Source organism: Haloarchaeobius ordinarius, from assembly GCF_051801355.1.
In the GTDB taxonomy this organism is placed as follows: Archaea; Halobacteriota; Halobacteria; order Halobacteriales; family Natrialbaceae; genus Haloarchaeobius.
Genome location: NZ_CP196560.1, coordinates 3,093,511 through 3,113,001, shown reverse-complemented (window position 1 = coordinate 3,113,001; position 19,491 = coordinate 3,093,511). Strand labels below are relative to the sequence as shown.

Here is a 19,491-nt window from a genome sequence, read left to right as displayed (position 1 = left end):
ACGATGTAACTGCGGTTCACATCGTCTTAGGCTTTATGCCGTCGGTCGACCAAGCTACAGTCATGCAGACTATCACGCACCACGGACGGACGACCGCCTACGAGGTATCCGACCGCGGTGGCGAGGGGGACCCGGTCCTGTTCGTCCACGGCAGCGGAGGGACACATCACCTCTGGAAGTCCCAGTCACGGCTGAGCGACGACCGACCGGTCGTCACGCTCGACCTGAGCGGCCACGGGGAGAGCGAGGACTTCGACGCCGACCCCGGCTACGAGACGCTCTCGGCGTACACCGACGACGTGCTGGCCGTCGCCGAGGAGACCGACGCGCGCGTCGTCGTCGGGAACTCGCTCGGGGGCGCTATCGTCCTCCACCTGTTGCTGGAGCGTGAGCACGACTTCGACGGGGTCGTCCTCGCCGGGACCGGGGCGAAACTCGCCGTCCTCGACGACCTGCGCGAGTGGCTGGCGACCGATTTCGACCGCGCCATCGAGTTCCTCCACGGCGAGGACCGCCTCTTTCACGACCCGGACCCGCGCCTCGAAGAACTGTCCATCCAGGGGATGCGCGAGTGTGGCCGCGAAGTCACCGAGCGCGACTTCCTGACCTGCCACGAGTTCGACGTGCGCGAGGAGGTCGGGGACATCGACGTGCCGACGCTCTGTCTGGTCGGCGAACACGACTACCTGACGCCGCCACACTACCACGAGTTCCTCGCGGAGCGAATCGACGGCTGCGAACTGGCCATCGTCGAGGAGGCGGCCCACCTCGCGATGCTGGAACAGCCCGACGCGTTCAACGAGTCGGTGTCGACGTTCTGTGAGCGAGTGAACGAGTAACAGAGCGAACCGTCAGTACGGGACCGTCAATACAGCCCGTCCAGGTCTTCTTCGACGTGGCTGTGTTCTTCGGCCGGGAACTCACCGGACTCGACTGCTTCACGGTAGCCGTCGATGGCGGTCGCCATCTCCTCGCGAAGGTTGCCGAACTCCTTGACGAACGACGGCGTCCAGTCCGAGAGGCCGACCGCGTCGTCCACGACGAGGACCTGTCCGTCACAGTCCGGGCCAGCGCCGATGCCGATGGTCGGGATGTCGATGGCCTCGGTGACCTGCGCGGCGAGGTTCGCGGGCACGTGTTCGAGGACGAGTGAGAACGCGCCGGCTTCCTCGTGCTGGCGCGCGAGGTCGAGAATCTCCTCGGCAGCGTCCTCGGAGGTGCCCTGGCGGGCGTAGCCGAGCTGGTTGACGCGCTGGGGCGTCAGCCCGAGGTGGGCCTGGACGGGGATGCCGAGCTGGACCATCTTCTCGGTGAGTTCGACCGTGTGGGGGCCCGATTCGATTTTGACCGCGTGCGCGCCCGCCTCCTTGAGCATGCGCCCCGCGTTCTCGATGCTCTCCTTGTCGTCGTGGCCGTAGGAGAGGAACGGCATGTCCGCGATGACGAGGGCGTTCTCGGTGGCGCGGGCGACCGCGGCCGTGTGGCTCGCCATCTGGTCGACCGTGACGGGAAGGGTCGAGTCGTGGCCGAGGACCGTGTTGCCGAGGCTGTCACCGACGAGGATGATGTCGATACCTCGTTCGTCGACGATTTCGGCTGTCACCGCGTCGTAGGCGGTGAGCATCGTGATGGGTTCCTCGCCCGACTTCGCGAGCACGTCTCGCACCGTGGTTGGCATAGGCAAGTTTTGCACCGGGGGGTTCAAACGCCTGCCGATTGCTCGCGAAATCGGCAGTGCTTATGTGATGGCGACCGCAGTCTCGGGCGTGTCACAGGACGTCGATTCGGTCGAAGCTGGCGACGGCGATTCGGGTGAATCCACCGACCCCGACCAAGCCACCGACTCCGACGCAACCGCCGGGCCGAGCACGCGAGAAGCCGTCGAGACCGACGACCTGTACGCCTGGGTCATGCAGACCACGTTCGTCGTCACGATTCTCACCGGCGCACCGCTGGTCGCCATCTTCTCGCTCCTGTTCGACCTCCAGACGTGGAACGCTCGTGCGGAGTTCGCCGTGCGAATCGGGGCTATCGTCTGGTTCGTCACCGCCATCGGCGTGTTCGTCTACGCGAAGAAGTATCGAGACTCCGCCGGCGAACCGAGCGCCTGAGTCGTCGGTTCAGACCCACTCGAACGCCGTGCCTGCCCGCTGTGCCGTCTCTTCGTCGCGCTCGCTATCCCCCACGAAGACCACCCTCGCCGGATGTCGGTCGATGGCCGAAACGGCCGTGAGAAGCGGTTCTGGATGCGGTTTGTACGTCTCGACCGTGTCGCGCCCCACGACGGCCTGGACGTGGTCCGTCAGGCCGTGGGTCTCCAGTGCGATGTGGCAGGCGGCTTCGCAGTTCAGCGAACACACTGCGATGGGCCGGTGCTCGCGGGCGAGCGCGTCGGCGTGTGGGAGTCGTTCCGAGTTCCGTGCCCCCTCCCGCTCGTGCTCGGCGATGGCCTCGTGGACCGGGTCGCGCAGGCCGTGGTTCGTGGCGTCCTCGAACAGGCCCCAGAGCCCTCGGCCGTCGATGCCGACGCCGGCGTCCTCGTAGACGGTCGCCACGTCGCGCTCGACCGCCGCCCAGTCGACGTCGAGGTGAACGAGCGTGCCGTCGAGGTCGTAGACGACGCCGTCGTAGTCCATAGTCACGCCAGAGGGTACGCGAGCCAGTCGATTAAGCGGGTCGGTTAAGCGGGTCGGTTCGGGTTACGGAACGGGAACGTTTCCCCAGAAACCGCGTAGTTTTTCATCGTTGCAAGCGCATGACAGAGTATGACGGTCACCGTCACTTCCGGTGGGAACGTCCACGACCAGCCGCAGTCTCGGTCGGACTGTTGCTGCCGCGTCGAGGTCGGTGACCACGCGAGAAACGACCGCACGACAGGGGGATTGCCGTGAGTACCATGCTTCGCGCGGTCCGCATGGTTCGAGAAGACGTGAAGGCGGTGCTCGACCGGGACCCCGCCGCACGCGGGGTGCTGGAGGTCCTGACGTGTTACGCCGGGTTGCACGCCGTGTGGGGCCACAGAGTCGCCCACAGGCTCTGGAATGCTGGCTACCACCTGCCTGCACGTGTTCTCTCGCAGTTCGTCCGGTTCATGACCGGCGTCGAGATTCACCCCGGCGCGACCATCGGTCGCAGGGTCGTCATCGACCACGGGATGGGTGTCGTCATCGGCGAGACCGCGGTGGTCGGCGACGACGTACACATGTACCACGGGGTCACACTGGGCGGGAACTCGCCGCGCCCAGAGAAACGCCACCCGACGGTTGGAAACCGCGTCATCATCGGCGCGAACGCGACGCTCATCGGCGACATCACGCTCGGTGACGACGCCCGCGTCGGCGCAGGGTCGGTCCTCACTACCGACGTCGAACCGGGCGTCACCGTGACCGGGATTCCGGCGACACCGTACGAGAGCACGTCGTCCGAGGAGCCCGATTCGGCGGAAGCAAACGCAGATGCGGACGCCGACGAAGCGACCGATACGACCGAGACCGACGAAGCGACCGACCGCGTCGAGACGGAAGCAGAGGGCGAGGCGACCGAGACCGGCACGGACGGGGTTCGCCCCGAGACCGACGGCGTCGAAGCCGACGACTAGTCGGCATCCGCGAGCGCGCCGTCCCGCGGATTCTCTCTGTCCTCGTTTTCGGCCGAGGTCACGTCCAGCGAGCCGTCGCACTGCTCCCCGCGCTCACACCGTGGGACCGTGACGACGACCGTCCCGTCTCGCGTCGTCACCGTCCCGCCCGCGGCCGTGACGGGAAACGGTGGAACGAACCGAACTGCGTGCTCGGTCCGGTCGGTCCCGCTCTCGGACTCACGCTCGCCGAGCGCCCAGATGCAGACCGTCCCGTTCTCCACGCGACAGTCGTAGAGACGTTCTGGTTGCGCGAGTCGGTCGAGCGAGAGGGTGAGGGCTTCGGCCGTCACCGTGAGGTCACCGGCCACGCCCCGTCGCTGGCGGGACAGCGCGACACGTTCGACGAGCGTGCCGATGGCCGGGACCAGCGTCCCCGCGACGAAGCCCTCGCCCTGGAGCCGTTGCCACGTGTACGACGGCGAACTCGTGGGTGCGGTGGGTGGCCCGCGACGACCCTCACGTCGGAACCCGTTCGCAGTTCGGTGGAAGGTCGCCGCTCCGTCGACCGTCTCGTCCGGACCACACCGACGCAGGACCGGTCTGACGAGCTTGATGCCGCCAGTCGCTTCCGACAGTCGCGTCACGACGACCTGCGAGCAGGCGAGCGTGACGGGCGTATCGAGCGTCGTCGTCGCCGTGAGCGTCTCGCCGTTGGCGTGGACGACACGGGTGACCTCGGTTCCGCCGTCGCTGGTCCCGTCGACGCGGACGGTCACCGACTCGGTCTCGCCGATAGCGGTGTGAAGTCGACACGTCAGCGCGTCCGGTGAGACTGTCTCTGGCACTGTCCAGTGGATTCGAGAAGCGCTGCAATAGGGGTTATTTCGCCTCGTTGAGAGCTCTGGAGGCGACGGGACCACCGCCTCACCAGCGCAGTCTGCCCGGTCTCAGGCCCACTCGACCCGGACGACGCCGTCCCGCCGCTCCCGGGGCGCACACCGCGGGACGTGCGCGACGAGTCGGTCGTCGGTGACGGTCACCCGGGCACCGTCGGCCGTCACCGGGTACGGCGGTGCGACGGCGACCGCCACGTCCTCGTGTCGGGTCTGGAGGCGCTCCCCCGGGACGTCTGCAGTATCTGTGGGGACGGCACCTGCTGCCCCGGTTCGCGCGTCGACGGCGTGCCGGCGGTGCTCGGCCAGCCCCGTCAGGAACAGTTCGCCGTTGCGAACCGAGGCATCACAGGTGAAGCTCCGGCCGGCCGGTCGTGGCGTCGTCACCCGCATCGCGTCGCCCGAGTCCTCGACCGTCACCGCGGCGTTCCGGGTCGACCGGGCGGTCGCGACCTGGAACAACCGTTCGCCGACCGAGCGGACGGCCGGCGCGAGCGCGTCCGTGACGGGCCGCTCCTGTTCGTCGTCGTACCAGCGGTACCAGAACTCGCGGGGTCGCTCCCGCCGCGACGGCAGCGAAACCTCCTCGCGGACGAACCGGTCTTCGACCCAGCGGAACGAGACTGCATCGCGAACGACGGGCCTCTCGTCCAGTCGTCGGAGTGTAGGGACGTAGCCGACCCTGACCCCGTCCTCGGTCTCTGCCGTGTCCGTGACGTCGAGTCGCGCGCCTTCGAGCGTGAGCGGCGCGTCGACGGCGGCCGCTCCGGTCGTGGTGTAGCGAGCGCCGTCCCCGTCGGTCGCGGTGAACGTCCGGGAGACCTGGGTCCCGTCGCCGAGCGGCAGGAGTTCCAGTTCCACCCGCTTCCGGCGGTCGTCCGTCGCGTCGAACACTCCGAGAAGTTCGTCCACGGCGGTCCGGTCGTGGTCGCCGTCCATCGTTCGCCACTCACCTGAGGACGAAATAAATCTGTTGCTCAGTCGAGGAGATGGCGTGCGATGATCTTCTTCTGTATCTCGGACGTGCCCTCGTAGATGGTCAGAATCTTCGCGTCACGGTAGAAACGCTCGACCGGGAAGTCGGTCGTGTAGCCGTAGCCACCGTGAATCTGGACGGCTTCGTTCGTCACGTCCATCGCGGCCTCGCTGGCGAAGTACTTGGCCTGGGAGGCGGCGAACGCGGTCTCCATCTGGTCGCCCGCCTCCTTCTTCCGGGCAGCCTCACGGGTGAGCAGTCGCCCCGCAGTAATCTGGGTCTGCATGTCAGCGAGCTTGTGCCGGATGGCCTGGAAGTCCGAAATCGGCTGGTCGAACTGTTCGCGGTCCTGTGAGTAGGTCAGCGCCTCGTCGAAGGCAGCCTGGGCGAGTCCGACCGACTGGGCCGCGATGGCGATGCGCCCGCCGGTGAGGATGTGGAAGGCCGCCGAGAGGCCTTTGCCCTCCTCGGTGAGCTGGTACTGTTCTGGGATGCGGACGCCGTCGAACATCAGCGTGGTCGTATCGGAGGCACGAAGACCGAGTTTGTCCTCCTTCTTGCCGACTTCGAGGCCGTCGACCTCCGACTTCGGGACGAGGAACTGGGTGATCGAGCCGGGGTCGTCGCGGTCGGTCTTGGCGAACAGGATGACGACGTCGCTGCGCTGCCCGTTCGTTATCCACTGCTTTTTCCCATCGATGACGAACTCGTCGCCGTCACGGCGGGCGACCGTCGACATCTCGGCCGGGTTCGAGCCCGCGTCCGGCTCCGAGAGCGCGAACGCGCCGACGGGGCGACCCGTGGCCATCTCCGGCAGCCACGCCTCCTTGACCTCCTCGTCGCCGAACTCGGCGATACAGGAGGTCGCGAGCCCGTGGACAGACAGGGCAGTTGCGACCGAGAGCATCCCGTAGGCCAGCTCCTCGTTGACTATCGCGTACGTCGTCGGGTCTGCGTCGTACCCACCGTACTCCTCGGGCACCGTCAGCCCCGTGAGGTCGAGGTCGGCGAGCTGGTCCCACACGTCCTCGGGGAACGACTGCTCCTCGTCGCACTCGGCTGCCACCGGCCGTAGCTCCTCCTCGGCGAACTCCCGGACGACGTCACGGACCGCCGCCTGCTCCGTTGTCAGTTCCATACCACCGTGTACGCAGACGGGTGGAAAAAGTTGCCTGATTATACCGTCGCGAACTCTTCGACCGGCGTCGCGTCGGACCAGACGTCCTCGAAGACCATCTCGGCCCACGCAGCGCCGGCTCGCGTCTCGGCCACGAGTTCGCTCTGTGGGTCGTACCGACCGTCGAGCGTGGGCAACGAGAGACAGAAGCCGTGTTCGGTCGCTGCCATGGCGAACTCGGCCGGGGCGACGCGGATGTCGAGGTGTGCGGTCGCGTCCTCGCTCGGTCCCTCCGTCCGGGCGGTCTCCCGGAGGAGGTCGGGCGTCACCAGTAGCCGTGGGTGTGGGTCGTCACAGGAGACGAGTGCGTCGGCGAACCGGTCGTCGTACACCGGGGCGATGACGTCCACGTCCGACGACCCGCTGATGGTGTCCTTGACACACCGTGCCGCCCGGAACGGGTCGGCGTCTGGCGACCGGACCACCGAACAGCCGTCGAGTCGATTCAGGTTCCGCCGTGCACACTCGGGCAGGACCGAGAGGTCGTGCGTCTCCCAGTACCGCTCGCAGTCGTCGAGGACGTCTTCGACCGTCTGAATCTTGTCGAGCAGGTCTCTGACCGCCCACCCCGTCCCTGTCAGGGCCCAGTCACCGTCGTCGCGTTCGTAGACGTAGCCACGTCGCTGGAGACGGTTCAACGCGTCGTACACCGCCGATTCGCTCGCATCGGCGGCGTCGACGACCGCCTGTCTGGGTCGGGGTGACGAAGCGAGCGTGTGCAACACTGCTCGTCGTGCCGTCGAGTTCCAGACGAACTCGAGTCGCTGTGTGGGACCAACCATGTCCACCTCTCCCCACTCTGTCGACATATGGTTTCTCCTCTAGGCCATCTTACTACAGGGACCGGTCACACCAGAGTACTCCGAGCAGGTCGGACCAGTCCGAACGAATCGGAATGCACCGTCATCCATGGAATGATAACCTTTAGACAATTTGGGCGACGACTTCCTATCGCTGTCTGTCGGTGCAGACGACGGCCGGACCCCTCGCTGGCCGTCAGGCATCCACCTTTACTGCCCCGCCGACTGCCTACTCGACCTGTCCCCGCACGTCGGCGACGACAGCAGAGGGAGTCGACCCGATGCCCCCACCCTGGGCGAACCGGTCGCTCCCACCCCCACCACCGCCGTGTTCTTTCGTCACCCTCGTGACGACAGACGCGGCGTCGTGGCCGTCCGCCGCGCCCACGACCACGAAGGTGCTGTCGGTCTCACCGACGAGCACGACGACGTCGGCGCGGTCCCCCGCTGCCGCCTGTACCACGGACTGGAGGTCGTTCGGCCCCACGTCCGCGACCGACCCGACGAGCCACCTCGCACCGTCACGCTCGACGGGCTCCAGTGCGTCCAACCGTGATTCGACCAGTTTCCTGCGTAGTCCATCGCGTTCAGACGCCAGCGACGAGACCGTCTCTTGCAGGCGGTCGACCGCGTCGGGCACGTCGCTCACACCGGTCCCGAGTTCGCGACTCGCGGCGAGCACGGACCGTTTCTCGAGCGCCCGCCGGTCGATGCTCCGGGGGCCGACGGCGAACTCGACCCTGGTCAACCCCTCGCCCGGGTTCGACCGGTCGAGTACGGTGATGGGGCCGATTTCACGGGTGTTCCTGACGTGGGTGCCACCGCAGGCGGCGACGTCCCACGGTCCCTCCGACGGTTGACCGGGGACCACGTCGCCCTCATCGATGGTGACGAGTCGGACCGAGTCGGCGTCCGCGAACACGTCCGCCTCCGTCTTCGTGTTGAACGCGACGAACTCGTTCTCGCGAACCGTCTCCAGCGAGACCTCCTCCCACGTCACCTCGCGGGACTCCCACACCGCCTGGTTCACCCGTCGTTCGAGTTCCACCAGCACCTCGTCGTCGACCGTCGTCGAGGTCTCGAAGTCCACCCGGACCTTCCCCTCGTCGGGGGCCGGTTCGTCAGGGTCCGAGGCCGCACCCGGGTCGGACACCGCCGTGATGTCGAACCCGCCGTAGCCGAGGTCGTCCAGTAGCTGTCTACCCGCCCCGTAGAGGACGTGACTGGCCGTGTGTGCCCGCATGCAGTACATTCGGAACGTCCAGTCGACGTCGCAGACGACCGACTGGCCCTCACGGAAGGTCGGGTCGTCTCCCAGTGTGTGGACGTGCGTCCCGTCGGCGTCTAGCTGGACGTCGGCCACCGGGACCCCGCCGATGGTCCCGCGGTCGGCTGGCTGGCCACCGCTCTCGGCGTAGAAGAAGCTAGTCTGGAGTCGCACCTCGCGGCCGTCGATGGCCGCCACGTCCGTCGAAAACCGGGTCGTGTACGGCTCCGCCGCAGCGCGTTGGGTCATCGACCAGCGAGACACGCCCAGTGAACAAAAACGCTGTGGGAGTACGAATCGAGGGGTGGCCTACGAGTCGGCCAGTTCGACGTCGAGCAGGTCCTCGATGGCCGCGATGAGACCGCCACCGATACCGGCCTGCGTCGCACGGCCCTGTTCGATGGCGATGATGTCCGACTCGTCGACACCGAGTTCGCTCGCGAGTTCCTCTCGCTGGAGCCCCTTCGACTGGCGCTTCTCGGTGACGAGTTTCCCGTAGTCCTTCACCAGATACGGGAGCGGGTCGTCGTCGTAGTTCGTCCCTTCCTCCTCCCAGCGTTTGGAGTCGCCGTCCCAGACGTCGTTCGCCTTCGCGGCGTTCTGGACGGCCCGACGTTTGCGGCTGGACTCGTCCTGCTGGTTCGAGCGGTCGGTCCCGCTCGATTGCTGCTTCTGGGCGTCGTCGTGGGGGGCACACGACGGACACACCTGGAGTGTCGCGCCAGCGACGTTCGCCCGCCGCAGGCCATCGCTGTCCGCGCCACAGAGTTCACAGGTGTCACCGTCGCTGCTACCCGACGATCCACCCGTCGAGTACTTCGGCATACCAGCCCCTACCGTGGCGTGACATTTGAATACCCCGCTTTGTCGCGTTCCACCATACGGCGAGGTACCATTTCCGGTCGAAAATGACGGACGTACCCCTGCGCTGTGTACGTAAAAACGTCCCACGATTCTTACTCGCATAGCGCCGACGAAAAGACAGGCTTTTATTTATCCCCCCGAAACGAGGAAATGCAGCAAGACACAGCGAGCGTGGGTAGCCAAGCCAGGCCAACGGCGCAGCGTTGAGGGCGCTGTCCTGTAGAGGTCCGCCGGTTCAAATCCGGTCCCACGCATCGCACCGGTGGTCACCAACTCGGCCACCAACACGATGCGGGTGCTCTCCTGACGGACAGCACCCACGCACAACTTACTGACGAAACAACACCCGAAAGCGACAGGACTGTCTCGGCGCGGGCCACTACTGACGAAGCAGGTCCCCGAGAGAACAAGATCTGGCCCGATTCTTACAGTTCCTATCGCAGCGTCAGCTCCATCATCGTCGGACGAGGCGAAAGAATCGGGCTGTCGTCCCGTGCGGGCCGATACGTTTTTTCTATCTGTCACCGATACCGAAACGATGCTCCCTCCAGGCGACCGTGGTCTCAACGAACAGGTCTCCCTCGTGTTGATGGTCGCGGTCGTGTTCGTCGGAGCCGGTGCGATATTCCTCGCCGGTGCCGACCTCACGACGCTGGTCCAGGACCCACCGCCACAGGCCGAGTTCGAGTTCGAATTCAACGCCAGCAGTGGCATCGTGGTCGTGACACACCAGGGCGGGGGGACAATCGACGACAGTAATTCGGGGTCGCTGTCGGTCGTCGTCCGGCCCGCCGGTGGTGGCACGCCGCAGGACGAGAGCTGGGTCGGCCAGGGGACCGGCACCAGCGTCAGTGCCGGCAGCTCCTTCAGTCTCAATGCCAGCAACAGCCCGGGCACTGCTGACGCGACGTATCCGCCTGGGCTGGTCACGGGCGACGTGGTGCAGGTCGTCTGGTCCGCGAAAGGCGGGGGCCGAACGGCAGTCCTCGCGCAGTACAGGGTGCCACAGGATTCGAGTCCGTCCGTCCGACTCGTCCAGGGAATCGCTTACGAGTACTACGAGGCGGACTCGCAGTATTCGAGTATGCCCGACTTCTCGACGGAGACACCGACGAAGACTGGCGGGGCGAGCGGGTTCGACATCTCCGTGCGCGAGCGCGGCAGCGAGTACGCGTTCCGGTTCACGGGCTACGTGAAGGTGCCCGAGGACGGCCAGTACACCTTCTACACGCGGTCCGACGACGGGAGTGAACTCTACATCGACGGTACCAGGGTGGTCGACAACCGCGGACTGCACGGTGCCCGGAAACGGTCAGGGACCGTGACCCTGCCTGCGGGATACCACCCCATCACCGTAACCCACTTCGAGCACACCGGGGGTGAGGTCCTCGACGTGACGTGGGCGGGGCCGAGTTTCGGCGAGCAGACGCTCGACGGGAGTTCACTCCGGCGTCAGCCGATACTGTCCGCCGCGTTCACGTCGACGTGTCCGGGATTCAACTGCTCGTTCGACGCGAGCGCGTCGGCCGACGAGACTGGCTCCATCCAGGAGTACCGCTGGGACTTCGGCGACGGGAACACGACGACGACCACCGGCCCGACGGTCGACCACGAATACGCTTCCGCAGGGGACCAGACGGTCACCCTGACCATCGTCGGGTCGAGCGGAGCGACCAAGTCCACATCGGAGACCGTGACGGTCGAGGCCATGCGGGCGCCGGACTCACCCGGTCCGACCGAGCAAGGGCTGGAGTACGAACACTACGAGGGTGACTGGAACTCCCTGCCGGACTTCGACGCGCTGACGCCGACGAGCACCGGCCAGACGAACGACTTCAACATCCTCGCCGCCGGGCAGGACGACGACACCTTCGCGTACCGCTACACCGGCTACGTCGAGGTGCCCGAGGACGGCGAGTACACCTTCTGGACCGGTTCGGACGACGGTAGCGCCCTGTACATCGGTGACGAGCAGGTGGTGAGCAACGACGGGGTACATCCCTACCGCGAGGAGTCCGGACCCATCGACCTCGAGGCCGGGACACACGAGATAACGGTCACGTTCTTCGAACGGACCGGCGGTGAGGGCCTGGAGGTGTTCTGGGCTGGGCCATCGTTCGGCAAGCAGGAGATTCCGACCTCGCGTCTGGTCCGGAACCAGACCTCGCCAGCCATCTGGGACGCGACCGGGGGGTGGCCGACCGAACCCGGGGAGCGCGACACCGAGACGAACCCAGAACCCGCAGCAAGAACCGAGGCCACTGCCGACAGAGTTAAGCCCACAACGCCGGTTTCCACCCGCTGAGAACCGGGCCCCTGATTATCTCGGTCCCTTCCTAACTTTCGCTCAGAGGTCCCATACAGATGACACAGGAATCGAAGATAGACCGCCGCACAGTCCTCCGAACTGCTGGTATCGCCCTCGCGACCGTCGGTCTCGCCGGCTGTCTCGGCTCTGACAGCCAGGGCGAAACGACGACGGCCGAACCGACGGAGACGCCGACCGAGAGCGAACCCTCGGGAGACACAGGGGCGGCGACAGTGAAGGTCGGCCCCGATGGCGAGTACGTGTACACGCCCGGTACCGAGGAACCGCTCACCATCACGACCGGGACGACCGTCGCGTTCGTCTGGGAGTCGAACACCCACAACATCGTGGTCGACTCCCAACCGGAGGGGGCGAACTGGGAAGGACACGAACCCATCGAGAACGAGGGATTCACCTACGAACACACGTTCGAGACGCCCGGGACGTACGAGTACGCCTGCGAACCGCACCGGACGCTCGGGATGGTCGGCACCATCGTCGTCGAGGAGTGACGGTGCCCTCGCCGAATCCCCCACCGAACCGACCGACTGAGTAACCGCTTTCTGCCTGCGTTCCCGAGACCCTCGCATGGAGAAGACGGTCAAACGGAACGTCCCCGCCGTGACGGCAGTGCTGACGGTCGTCTCGCTCGCGCTGGTCATCGGGGCGGCCCGCCAGCTCATCCCGAAGTCGATACTCCCGAACGCGCCCGAGTGGCTGGTCTCGGCCATCCCGCACGTCAACGCGGCCATCAGCCTCGTCGCCATCGGGGTCATCATCGCTGGCTTGCGTGCCATCAAGCGCAAGGAGTACGACCGCCACCGGAAGCTGATGCTCGCGGGCGTCGCACTGTTCTTGCTGTTCCTGGTGCTGTACCTGTACAAGGTCGCGCTGAAGGGACCGAACCCGTTCCCCGGCTCGGGACTGGTCGAGGTGGCGTACCTGGGAATCCTGGCGGTTCACATGATTCTCGCCATCGTCTGTCTGCCGCTTTTGTACTACGTGCTGTTGCTCGCGTGGACGCACCCGATGGGGGAACTGCAGAACACGGCGCATCCGAAGGTCGGCCGTATCGCTGCGCCGCTGTGGCTCATCTCGTTCGTACTGGGGAACGTGGTGTACGTCCTGCTGTATCTGGTCTACTGAATCCCCGCTCCTCTCCTCATCGGTCGTCCCACCACTGCTCGGCGGTGACCGCGTAGATGTTCGAGTCGTGGTGTTCGCCGCCGACGAACGCCCAGTTCGGGAGGGTGCCGACGTGGCGCATCCCGATGGATTCGAGCAACGCATTGGACGGCTCGTTGAATTCGAACGCCTCGGCGCGGACCGTCTCCATGCGGCGTTCCTCGAACAGGTAGTCGATGAGGGTCCGTGTCGCGTCTTTGCCGTAGCCCTGGCTGTGAGCGTCGGCCGCTAGCCAGCACGAGAGGATCGCGTGGCCGTGTCGCTCGTTCATCCAGTTCGACCGGATGACGCCGACCGGTTCGTCGTCGGCGACGACGAGCAGGGTCAGGTCGTCGTCGGAAGAGACCTCCTCCTCGAACCACTCCTCGTGTTGCTTCTCGTTCCGTGGCTGGCCGATACCGAGGGGGACGCGAACGTCGGGGTCGTTGACGTTCTCCGTGACAAACTCGATGTCTTCCTCCTCCATGTTGCAGAGGTCGACGACGTCACCGGACAGGAATGTGGCTCCGGGCATGGACGTGTCTTCACGGGCCGGTATGTAAAGTCGTATTCAGGTGTGGTATCGTGTGTCGGTGTCGTCGTGGACGGGATACTCGCCTAGTCGGCCAGCCACTGCGCCGCGGTCGCAGTGTAGAGCCAGACGTCGTGGTGCTCGCCGTCGACGAACACCCAGTCCGGCCACGTGCCGGTCCGTTCGAAGCCGATGGACTCGAGCAGGCCGGCCGAGGCTTCGTTGAACGCGAAGACGCGCGCCATCAGCGACTGGATGCGACGCTCACGGAAAGCGTACTCGACCATGGTCCGGGCCGCGTCGGAGCCGTAGCCCTCGCGGTGGTGCCCGGGCGCGACCCAGTAACCGAGTTCGGCGGTCCCGTGGGTCTCCTCGATCTCCGCGATGGTGACCACGCCGACTGGTTCGTCGTCCACGACGATGCACAGGTTCACTTCGTCGTCGCCCGAGGCGACGTTCTCCAGCCAGTCGCGCTGCTCGTCGAGGTTGTACGGGGTGTGGTTTCCGACGGGGACGCGGACGGCCGGGTCGTTGATGTAGTCGCGGAGGAACTCGGTGTCGTCCGCTTCGATGGTACAGAGGTCGACGGTCTCGCCTGTGAGGAAGGTTGCGCCGGGCATTACCGGTGCTTTTCCCGGCGACGGGTTAAATCAGACACAGGTGTGCTCGCAGTGCAGCCGGCGCATCACGGCCACTCGTCCGCCGTGACGGCGTACAGCTTCGCGTCGTGGTGCTCGCCGTCGACGAAGCCCCAGTCCGGGAGCGTCCCGACCCGCTCGTAGCCGACCGATTCGAGTACCTTCGTGGAGGGCTCGTTGAACGCGAACACCTTCGCCATCACCGTCTGCAGACGGCGCTCGGTGAACGCGTACTCGGTCGCGGCCCGGAGCGCATCGGTCCCGTAGCCCTGGCGCTGGTGCTCGGGCGCGACGAAGTACCCCACCTCCGCGTGGCCGTGGTGCTCGTCGAGGCCGTTGAGCGAGATGTTCCCCACAGGCTCGTCGCCGGCCACGATGACGAGTTTCACGTCGTCGCCGTCGCAGACGCGATTCTCGAACCAGTCCTCCTCCAGCTGCATGTTGTAGGGTGTGACGCTCCCGAAGTTGGGGCGCACCTCGGGGTCGTTCATCACGTCACGGAAGAACTCCAGGTCGTCCCGCTCGACGGGGCAGAGGTCGACCGTCTCGCCGGAGCAGAATACTGGGCCGGGCATGTCCGGCGATTCAGCGACAGGGGTAGTAAGCGATTGGGTGGTGTGTGACCGGCTCGACGCGGTCGGCAGTCTTCAGTCGTCCGCGGCGAGGTCTGCACCGCCGATGACGGGACGTTCGACCTCGCGGTCGGTCGTCTCGCCTTCGATGTCGTAGGGGTACTCGCCAGTGACACAGCCGAGACAGAGGTCGCTCCGGGAACTGTCGAGCGCGGTGGCGACGGCGTCGATGGAGAGATAGGCGAGCGAGTCCGCGCCGATCTCGGCACAGATGTCCTCGGTCGACTTGCCGGCCGCGATGAGTTCCTCGCGGGTGGCCATGTCGATGCCCATGTAGCAGGGGGCGACGATGGCCGGCGCGCCGATGCGCATGTGGACCTCCTCGGCGCCGAAGTCCTTGAGCAGTGAGACGAGCTGGTTCGAGGTCGTCCCGCGCACGATGGAGTCGTCGATGATGGTGACGGTCTTGCCCTCGACGGTGGACTTGATGGGGTTGAGCTTCAGGCGGACGGCGCGTTCGCGCTCGTCCTGCGTCGGCATGATGAACGTCCGGCCGACGTAGCGGTTCTTCATCAGGCCCTCCGCGAACTCCGTCTCGGCACCGTCGTCCTGGGCTGCCTCTGCGTAGCCGGAGGCGAACGCCCGGCCGGAGTCGGGGACCGGCATGACCACGTCGGTCTCGATGCCGGACTCGTCCCAGAGCTGGCGGCCGAGTTCGCGCCGGACCTCGTACACCAGGTGGTCGTCGATGACGGAGTCGGGTCGGGCGAAGTAGACGTGTTCGAAAAAGCAGTGAGCGGTGTTCTCGCGGTCGACGAGCTGGTAGGAGTCGAATCCTGTCCCGTCCTCGTGGAGGACGACGAGTTCGCCGGGTTTCACGTCCCGGACGAGTTCCCCGTCGAGGGTGTCGATGGCGGCCGACTCCGAGGCCAGTACGTAGCCGTCTTCGAGTTTCCCGATGCAGAGCGGACGATTCCCCTCCGGGTCGCGCACGCCGAGGACCGTCTCGTCGTGCATGATGGTGAGCGAGTACGACCCGTGGATGCGGCTCATCGTGCGCTTGACCGCGCGGACGAGGTCGGCCTCGAGGAGGTTCCGGGCGAGGTCGTGCGCGATGACCTCGGTGTCGCCGTCGGAGGTGAACGCGTGACCGAGGCCCGCGAGTTCGTCACGAATCTCGTCGGCGTTGACGAGGTTCCCGTTGTGGCTGAGCGCGAGCGAGCCGGACTTGAACGAGACGGTGAACGGCTGCGCGCAGGACTTGTCGACGCTCCCCGCGGTGGGATAGCGGACGTGCCCGATACCCGACTCGCCGTTCAGGGCCTCGATATCGGACTGGGAGAACGCGTCGCCGACGAGCCCCATCGCGACGTGGTCGTGCTGCTGGAAGCCGTCGTGAGTGACGATACCCGCCGACTCCTGGCCGCGGTGCTGGAGGGCGTACAGCGAGTAGTACAATGGTCGCGCAGCATCACGGTCGGCGAGAGAGACGCCGACGACACCACACTTCTCGGTCGGACCGTCCATCTGCGGGCGTTCGCCCGGCCCCTGTGTCATGCTCGTGGCTGAGGTGCCCGACGATAAAAATCCCCGTGGTTGTGCGCTAATCTCGTCTCTCGAATGGTGATGTATACACGTTCGTGGATATATTCGGAAGACGCGAGCGAAGGAGGCCGGTGGGCGGGACGAACGGCGGCCACGGTGCTGTCGCTCACGTGTCGATGGACGTGAAGAGAGAAATCAGGAGCTCTACTCGCCGGCTTTCGACTGCCAGGCGTACTCACGACGCTTGGCGGAGTCGCCGAATCCGCAGGACGAGCAGACCTTCTTCTTCGAGTGGTACGACTTCTCACCACAGCGTCGGCACTTGACGTGTGTGGTGATGTTCTTCTTCCCCTGGGAGGGTGTTCCTGCGCCAGTCATGGGCTTATCGAGACGACGTTATCGCCGCGTATAATGGTTGTGTTGTCGTCCTGTTCGAGCACGAGGTTCATATGCTGGTCGTAGCCCGTCAGCTCTCCCTCGTACTGCTCGCCGTCTTTGAGTTTGACCGCGACGTCCTCGCCGACTGCCGCTTCGAGTACGTCGAGCGGTCGGCCACTGCGTTCGCTCATATCTCGAAAGCCTTCCGTCGCGTGCATAAACGTACCGAGTTAGTTCGGGCGCCGAGTTAGTTCGGGCGCAGCGACACGGTCCTCTCACGCTGGCCGGGTCGCCTCGCCGAGTTACACGTCGACGCCGAAGGTGTCGTAATCGCTGGCCTGTCCCGCGAACGCGGCCAGCAGTTCGGCGACCGCCTCCAGGTCGTCGGTGTCGATGACCTCGACCGGCGTGTGCATGTAGCGGTTCGGGACGCTGATGTTGACCGTCGGGACGCCACCGCGGGCCACGAAGAACTCGCGCGCGTCGGTGCCCGTGCCCATCCCGGCGGCCTGCAACTGCACGTCGATGCCGGCGTCGGAGGCGGCCTTGCGGACCGCCTGCGTGACGACGGGGTGGTTCGCGCTCCCGCGGCCGACGACCGGGCCCGCCCCGAGTTCGACGTCGCCAGCCTTGTCGGGTTGGCCGCCGGGGTAGTCCGAGACGTGGGTGACGTCGACCACGAGGACGACGTCGAGGTCGAGCTGGAACCCGACCATCTTCGCGCCGCGAGTCCCGAGTTCCTCCTGGACGGTCGAGACGGCGTAGACGGTCGCGTCGACCTCGTTCTCGGCGGCCATCCGCAGGCCTTCGGCGGCGGTCCACGTCCCGACCCGGTTGTCCATCCCGCGTGCAGCGACGCGAGTGCCCATGAGTTCCTCGACCGTACTGGAGAACGTGATCGGGTCACCGACCTCGACGACCTCGGTCGCCTCGTCGGCGTCGGCGGCCCCGATGTCGATGGCCTGCTTCGAGACGTCCTCCACTGTCTCGTCGTCGGGTTCGCGGAGGTGGATGGCCGTCTGTGCCACGACGCCAGCGACCGGGCCGTCGGCGGTGTGGACCGTGACGTGCTGTCCCTTCGTGACCGTCCTGTCGGAGCCACCGATGCGCCCCACGTGGACGAACCCGTCGTCGTCGATGCGACGGACGATGAAGCCGATCTCGTCCGCGTGTCCCGTCAGGGCGACGTTCGGGCCGTCTTCGCTCCCCTCGTACACCGCGACTGCGTTCCCGTAGTCGTCGGTCCGGACCTCGTCGGCGAACTGTTCGACGTAGTCCACCCAGACACGTTGTCCGCGCGTCTCGTAGCCGGACGGACTGGGCGTCTCCAGCAGTTCCGTCAGGAAGTCCCACTGCGCGTCGTTCATATCCGTGGGTGGGGCGGCCCCGGTTTGAAGCCCTCGGTTGTGACGTGACGGCTTCGGGTAACACAACGCCTAAGTCCACTGTCGCGGAACTGACTGGTATGGAGAAATTCACGTTCCTCGAAGTCCACCTGAACGGCGAGACGACCTTCGGTCCCAACGTCGGCGGCGACGGATACGACGACGAGACGACAGCGACCGATGGCGGGACTGCCGCGATGGCGTCCGGCAGTACGAGTGCGTCTGAATCGTCCACAGTCGACGAGAGAGACGACGAAACCGACGAGCGAAGCAGCGCACCCAACCCGCTCTTCCTCCTCGCAGGATTCGTCGCCCTCGTGCTCGTCGCAGTCGGCGTCCGGAAACTCGTGGGTGGCGACGACGAGGCGTTCGAGCCAGAGATGGTCGAACTTGAAGACGAATAGACAGAAGGGTTTTGCGTGCAGGGGCCCAACTCGGGTCCGTGAGTCTCTTTCGTAGTGTCCGCGCGGTCGCCGGTTCCTCCAGTGGCGACGGCGTCATCGACTGGCACGCGGTCGCCGAAGCAGCGAAGGGCGCGACCGAACCCGGGTCGGTGGCCCTGACGGACGCCGAGAAGGCCGGATACGCCACCGACGTTCGTGACGCCCGCGACCGCGTCCGCGAGGTCGCCGGTATCGACTTCGACGTCCCCCGAACAATCGAGATACAGCACCGGCATCACTGGATAGACGCGAACATCGATACGTTCCGTCGTGTCCTCCATCCCCTCGAAGCACAGGAAGGTTCGATGTTCCCCGGTATCGCCCGCACCGTCAACACGGGCACGATGTCGTTCATGCTCGGGTTCCTCGCCCGGAACGTCCTCGGGCAGTACGACCCGCTGTTGCTGGCCGGTGACGAGGTCGACGCCGACCACGCGCTCTACTTCGTCCATCCCAACATCGAACGGGTCGCAGACGCCCTCGACGTCGACTACCCGCGCTTCCGGCGCTGGATCGCCTTCCACGAGGTCACCCACGCCGCCGAGTTCGGGGCCGCCCCGTGGCTCTCGGAGTACCTCGAATCCCGGATGGAAGAGGGGCTCGCAGAGCTCAAGCACGGGCAACTCGACCGCGAAGCGTTCCGCGAGATGAACGCCGCGATGACCGTCGTCGAAGGCTACGCGGAACTCCTGATGGACCACGCGTTCGACGACGAGTACGAGGACCTCCGCCGGAAGGTCGACGCCCGCCGCAAGGGCCAGGGCCCGTTGAGCAAACTCGCAAAGCGTCTGCTCGGCCTCGGCCTCAAACGCCAGCAGTACGAGCGTGGCAAGGACTTCTTCGAGTACGTCGCGGCCGAGCGCGGCATCGCCGCCGCCGGCGTCGTCTGGGAGGGCCCGGAAAATCTCCCGACCGAGGCGGAACTCGAATCGCCGCGCAAGTGGCTGACCCGTGTGAACCCCTGACTCG

Annotated in this window: 22 protein-coding genes, 1 tRNA gene and 1 pseudogene; 9 read left to right on the top strand and 15 right to left on the bottom strand. The window is 66.1% G+C overall.

The features are described 5' to 3' along the window. Positions 1-62: 62 nt before the first annotated feature. Positions 63-839 (top strand): alpha/beta fold hydrolase, encoded by a 777-nt coding sequence (locus ACSC1R_RS16300; protein ID WP_439026775.1) that lies wholly within the window; start codon positions 63-65, stop codon positions 837-839. A gap of 26 nt (positions 840-865) precedes the next feature. Here ACSC1R_RS16300 and panB read toward each other — a convergent pair whose 3' ends face one another. Further along, positions 866-1,678 (bottom strand): 3-methyl-2-oxobutanoate hydroxymethyltransferase, encoded by an 813-nt coding sequence (gene panB / locus ACSC1R_RS16295; RefSeq protein WP_439026774.1) that lies wholly within the window; start codon positions 1,676-1,678, stop codon positions 866-868. A gap of 67 nt (positions 1,679-1,745) precedes the next feature. Between panB and ACSC1R_RS16290 the strand changes: the two genes are divergently transcribed. Next, entirely contained in the window at positions 1,746-2,111 is a 366-nt protein-coding gene (locus ACSC1R_RS16290) for a DUF5822 domain-containing protein (protein ID WP_439026773.1), read from the top strand. A gap of 9 nt (positions 2,112-2,120) precedes the next feature. On the opposite strand, the gene ACSC1R_RS16285 is transcribed toward ACSC1R_RS16290, so the two are convergent. Beyond that, positions 2,121-2,636: an HAD family hydrolase gene (locus tag ACSC1R_RS16285; protein WP_439028737.1), complete on the bottom strand. Its 516-nt coding sequence runs from the start codon at positions 2,634-2,636 to the stop codon at positions 2,121-2,123. 260 nt (positions 2,637-2,896) lie between these two features. On the opposite strand from ACSC1R_RS16285, the pseudogene cysE reads away from it, so the two are divergent. Next, positions 2,897-3,400: pseudogene (cysE, locus tag ACSC1R_RS16280) on the top strand (serine O-acetyltransferase); the annotation flags it as partial. A 194-nt stretch (positions 3,401-3,594) separates the two neighbouring features. Here cysE and ACSC1R_RS16275 read toward each other — a convergent pair. From ACSC1R_RS16275 to ACSC1R_RS16250, 6 genes are all read right to left on the bottom strand, one after another. Beyond that, the gene (locus tag ACSC1R_RS16275; protein ID WP_439026772.1) at positions 3,595-4,425 is read right to left on the bottom strand and encodes a hypothetical protein; all 831 of its coding nucleotides are present in this window, start codon (positions 4,423-4,425) and stop codon (positions 3,595-3,597) included. 102 nt (positions 4,426-4,527) lie between these two features. Next, complete coding sequence (locus ACSC1R_RS16270) at positions 4,528-5,412, bottom strand: hypothetical protein (protein WP_439026771.1); 885 nt, start codon at positions 5,410-5,412, stop codon at positions 4,528-4,530. Positions 5,413-5,450: 38 nt separating this feature from the next. After that, a complete protein-coding gene (locus tag ACSC1R_RS16265) occupies positions 5,451-6,587 on the bottom strand; it encodes an acyl-CoA dehydrogenase family protein (RefSeq protein WP_439026770.1) in 1,137 nt (378 codons plus the stop codon). Between the two features lie 38 nt (positions 6,588-6,625). After that, positions 6,626-7,408: a helix-turn-helix transcriptional regulator gene (locus ACSC1R_RS16260; RefSeq protein ID WP_439026769.1), complete on the bottom strand. Its 783-nt coding sequence runs from the start codon at positions 7,406-7,408 to the stop codon at positions 6,626-6,628. Positions 7,409-7,655: 247 nt separating this feature from the next. Next, positions 7,656-8,942 carry a hypothetical protein gene (locus tag ACSC1R_RS16255; protein ID WP_439026768.1) on the bottom strand — a complete coding sequence of 429 codons (1,287 nt, stop codon included), beginning with the start codon at positions 8,940-8,942 and terminating at the stop codon, positions 7,656-7,658. Between the two features lie 60 nt (positions 8,943-9,002). Beyond that, a complete protein-coding gene (locus ACSC1R_RS16250) occupies positions 9,003-9,518 on the bottom strand; it encodes a helix-turn-helix domain-containing protein (protein ID WP_439026767.1) in 516 nt (171 codons plus the stop codon). Between the two features lie 208 nt (positions 9,519-9,726). Between ACSC1R_RS16250 and ACSC1R_RS16245 the strand changes: the two genes are divergently transcribed. From ACSC1R_RS16245 to ACSC1R_RS16230, 4 genes are all read left to right on the top strand, one after another. After that, a tRNA-Leu gene (locus ACSC1R_RS16245) sits at positions 9,727-9,811 on the top strand. Positions 9,812-10,095: 284 nt separating this feature from the next. Then, positions 10,096-11,862, top strand: a complete 1,767-nt coding sequence (locus ACSC1R_RS16240; protein WP_439026766.1) for a PA14 domain-containing protein — start codon at positions 10,096-10,098, stop codon at positions 11,860-11,862. Positions 11,863-11,921: 59 nt separating this feature from the next. After that, positions 11,922-12,377, top strand: a complete 456-nt coding sequence (locus ACSC1R_RS16235; protein WP_439026765.1) for a plastocyanin/azurin family copper-binding protein — start codon at positions 11,922-11,924, stop codon at positions 12,375-12,377. A 76-nt stretch (positions 12,378-12,453) separates the two neighbouring features. Then, positions 12,454-13,011 carry a DUF420 domain-containing protein gene (locus ACSC1R_RS16230; RefSeq protein ID WP_439026764.1) on the top strand — a complete coding sequence of 186 codons (558 nt, stop codon included), beginning with the start codon at positions 12,454-12,456 and terminating at the stop codon, positions 13,009-13,011. A 16-nt stretch (positions 13,012-13,027) separates the two neighbouring features. On the opposite strand, the gene ACSC1R_RS16225 is transcribed toward ACSC1R_RS16230, so the two are convergent. The 7 genes from ACSC1R_RS16225 to ACSC1R_RS16195 all read right to left on the bottom strand — a co-directional run bounded on the left by ACSC1R_RS16225 (position 13,028) and on the right by ACSC1R_RS16195 (position 18,061). After that, positions 13,028-13,564 (bottom strand): GNAT family N-acetyltransferase, encoded by a 537-nt coding sequence (locus tag ACSC1R_RS16225; RefSeq protein ID WP_439026763.1) that lies wholly within the window; start codon positions 13,562-13,564, stop codon positions 13,028-13,030. Between the two features lie 83 nt (positions 13,565-13,647). Then, positions 13,648-14,181, bottom strand: a complete 534-nt coding sequence (locus tag ACSC1R_RS16220; protein ID WP_439026762.1) for a GNAT family N-acetyltransferase — start codon at positions 14,179-14,181, stop codon at positions 13,648-13,650. A 65-nt stretch (positions 14,182-14,246) separates the two neighbouring features. Beyond that, the gene (locus ACSC1R_RS16215) at positions 14,247-14,774 is read right to left on the bottom strand and encodes a GNAT family N-acetyltransferase (protein ID WP_439026761.1); all 528 of its coding nucleotides are present in this window, start codon (positions 14,772-14,774) and stop codon (positions 14,247-14,249) included. A 72-nt stretch (positions 14,775-14,846) separates the two neighbouring features. Continuing rightward, a complete protein-coding gene (gene purF, locus ACSC1R_RS16210; RefSeq protein WP_439026760.1) occupies positions 14,847-16,328 on the bottom strand; it encodes an amidophosphoribosyltransferase in 1,482 nt (493 codons plus the stop codon). A 192-nt stretch (positions 16,329-16,520) separates the two neighbouring features. After that, positions 16,521-16,694 (bottom strand): 50S ribosomal protein L37e, encoded by a 174-nt coding sequence (locus tag ACSC1R_RS16205; RefSeq protein WP_439026759.1) that lies wholly within the window; start codon positions 16,692-16,694, stop codon positions 16,521-16,523. Continuing rightward, positions 16,691-16,885: an LSM domain-containing protein gene (locus ACSC1R_RS16200; RefSeq protein ID WP_439026758.1), complete on the bottom strand. Its 195-nt coding sequence runs from the start codon at positions 16,883-16,885 to the stop codon at positions 16,691-16,693. Before ACSC1R_RS16200 ends, ACSC1R_RS16205 begins: the two co-directional genes overlap by 4 nt. Positions 16,886-16,996: 111 nt before the next feature. Beyond that, positions 16,997-18,061: a M20/M25/M40 family metallo-hydrolase gene (locus tag ACSC1R_RS16195; RefSeq protein WP_439026757.1), complete on the bottom strand. Its 1,065-nt coding sequence runs from the start codon at positions 18,059-18,061 to the stop codon at positions 16,997-16,999. 98 nt (positions 18,062-18,159) lie between these two features. On the opposite strand from ACSC1R_RS16195, the gene ACSC1R_RS16190 reads away from it, so the two are divergent. Together ACSC1R_RS16190 and ACSC1R_RS16185 are read left to right on the top strand one after the other, a co-directional pair. After that, positions 18,160-18,483: a hypothetical protein gene (locus ACSC1R_RS16190; protein WP_439026756.1), complete on the top strand. Its 324-nt coding sequence runs from the start codon at positions 18,160-18,162 to the stop codon at positions 18,481-18,483. A gap of 38 nt (positions 18,484-18,521) precedes the next feature. Then, positions 18,522-19,487, top strand: a complete 966-nt coding sequence (locus ACSC1R_RS16185; RefSeq protein ID WP_439026755.1) for a zinc-dependent metalloprotease — start codon at positions 18,522-18,524, stop codon at positions 19,485-19,487. The last annotated feature ends 4 nt before the right edge of the window (positions 19,488-19,491 follow it).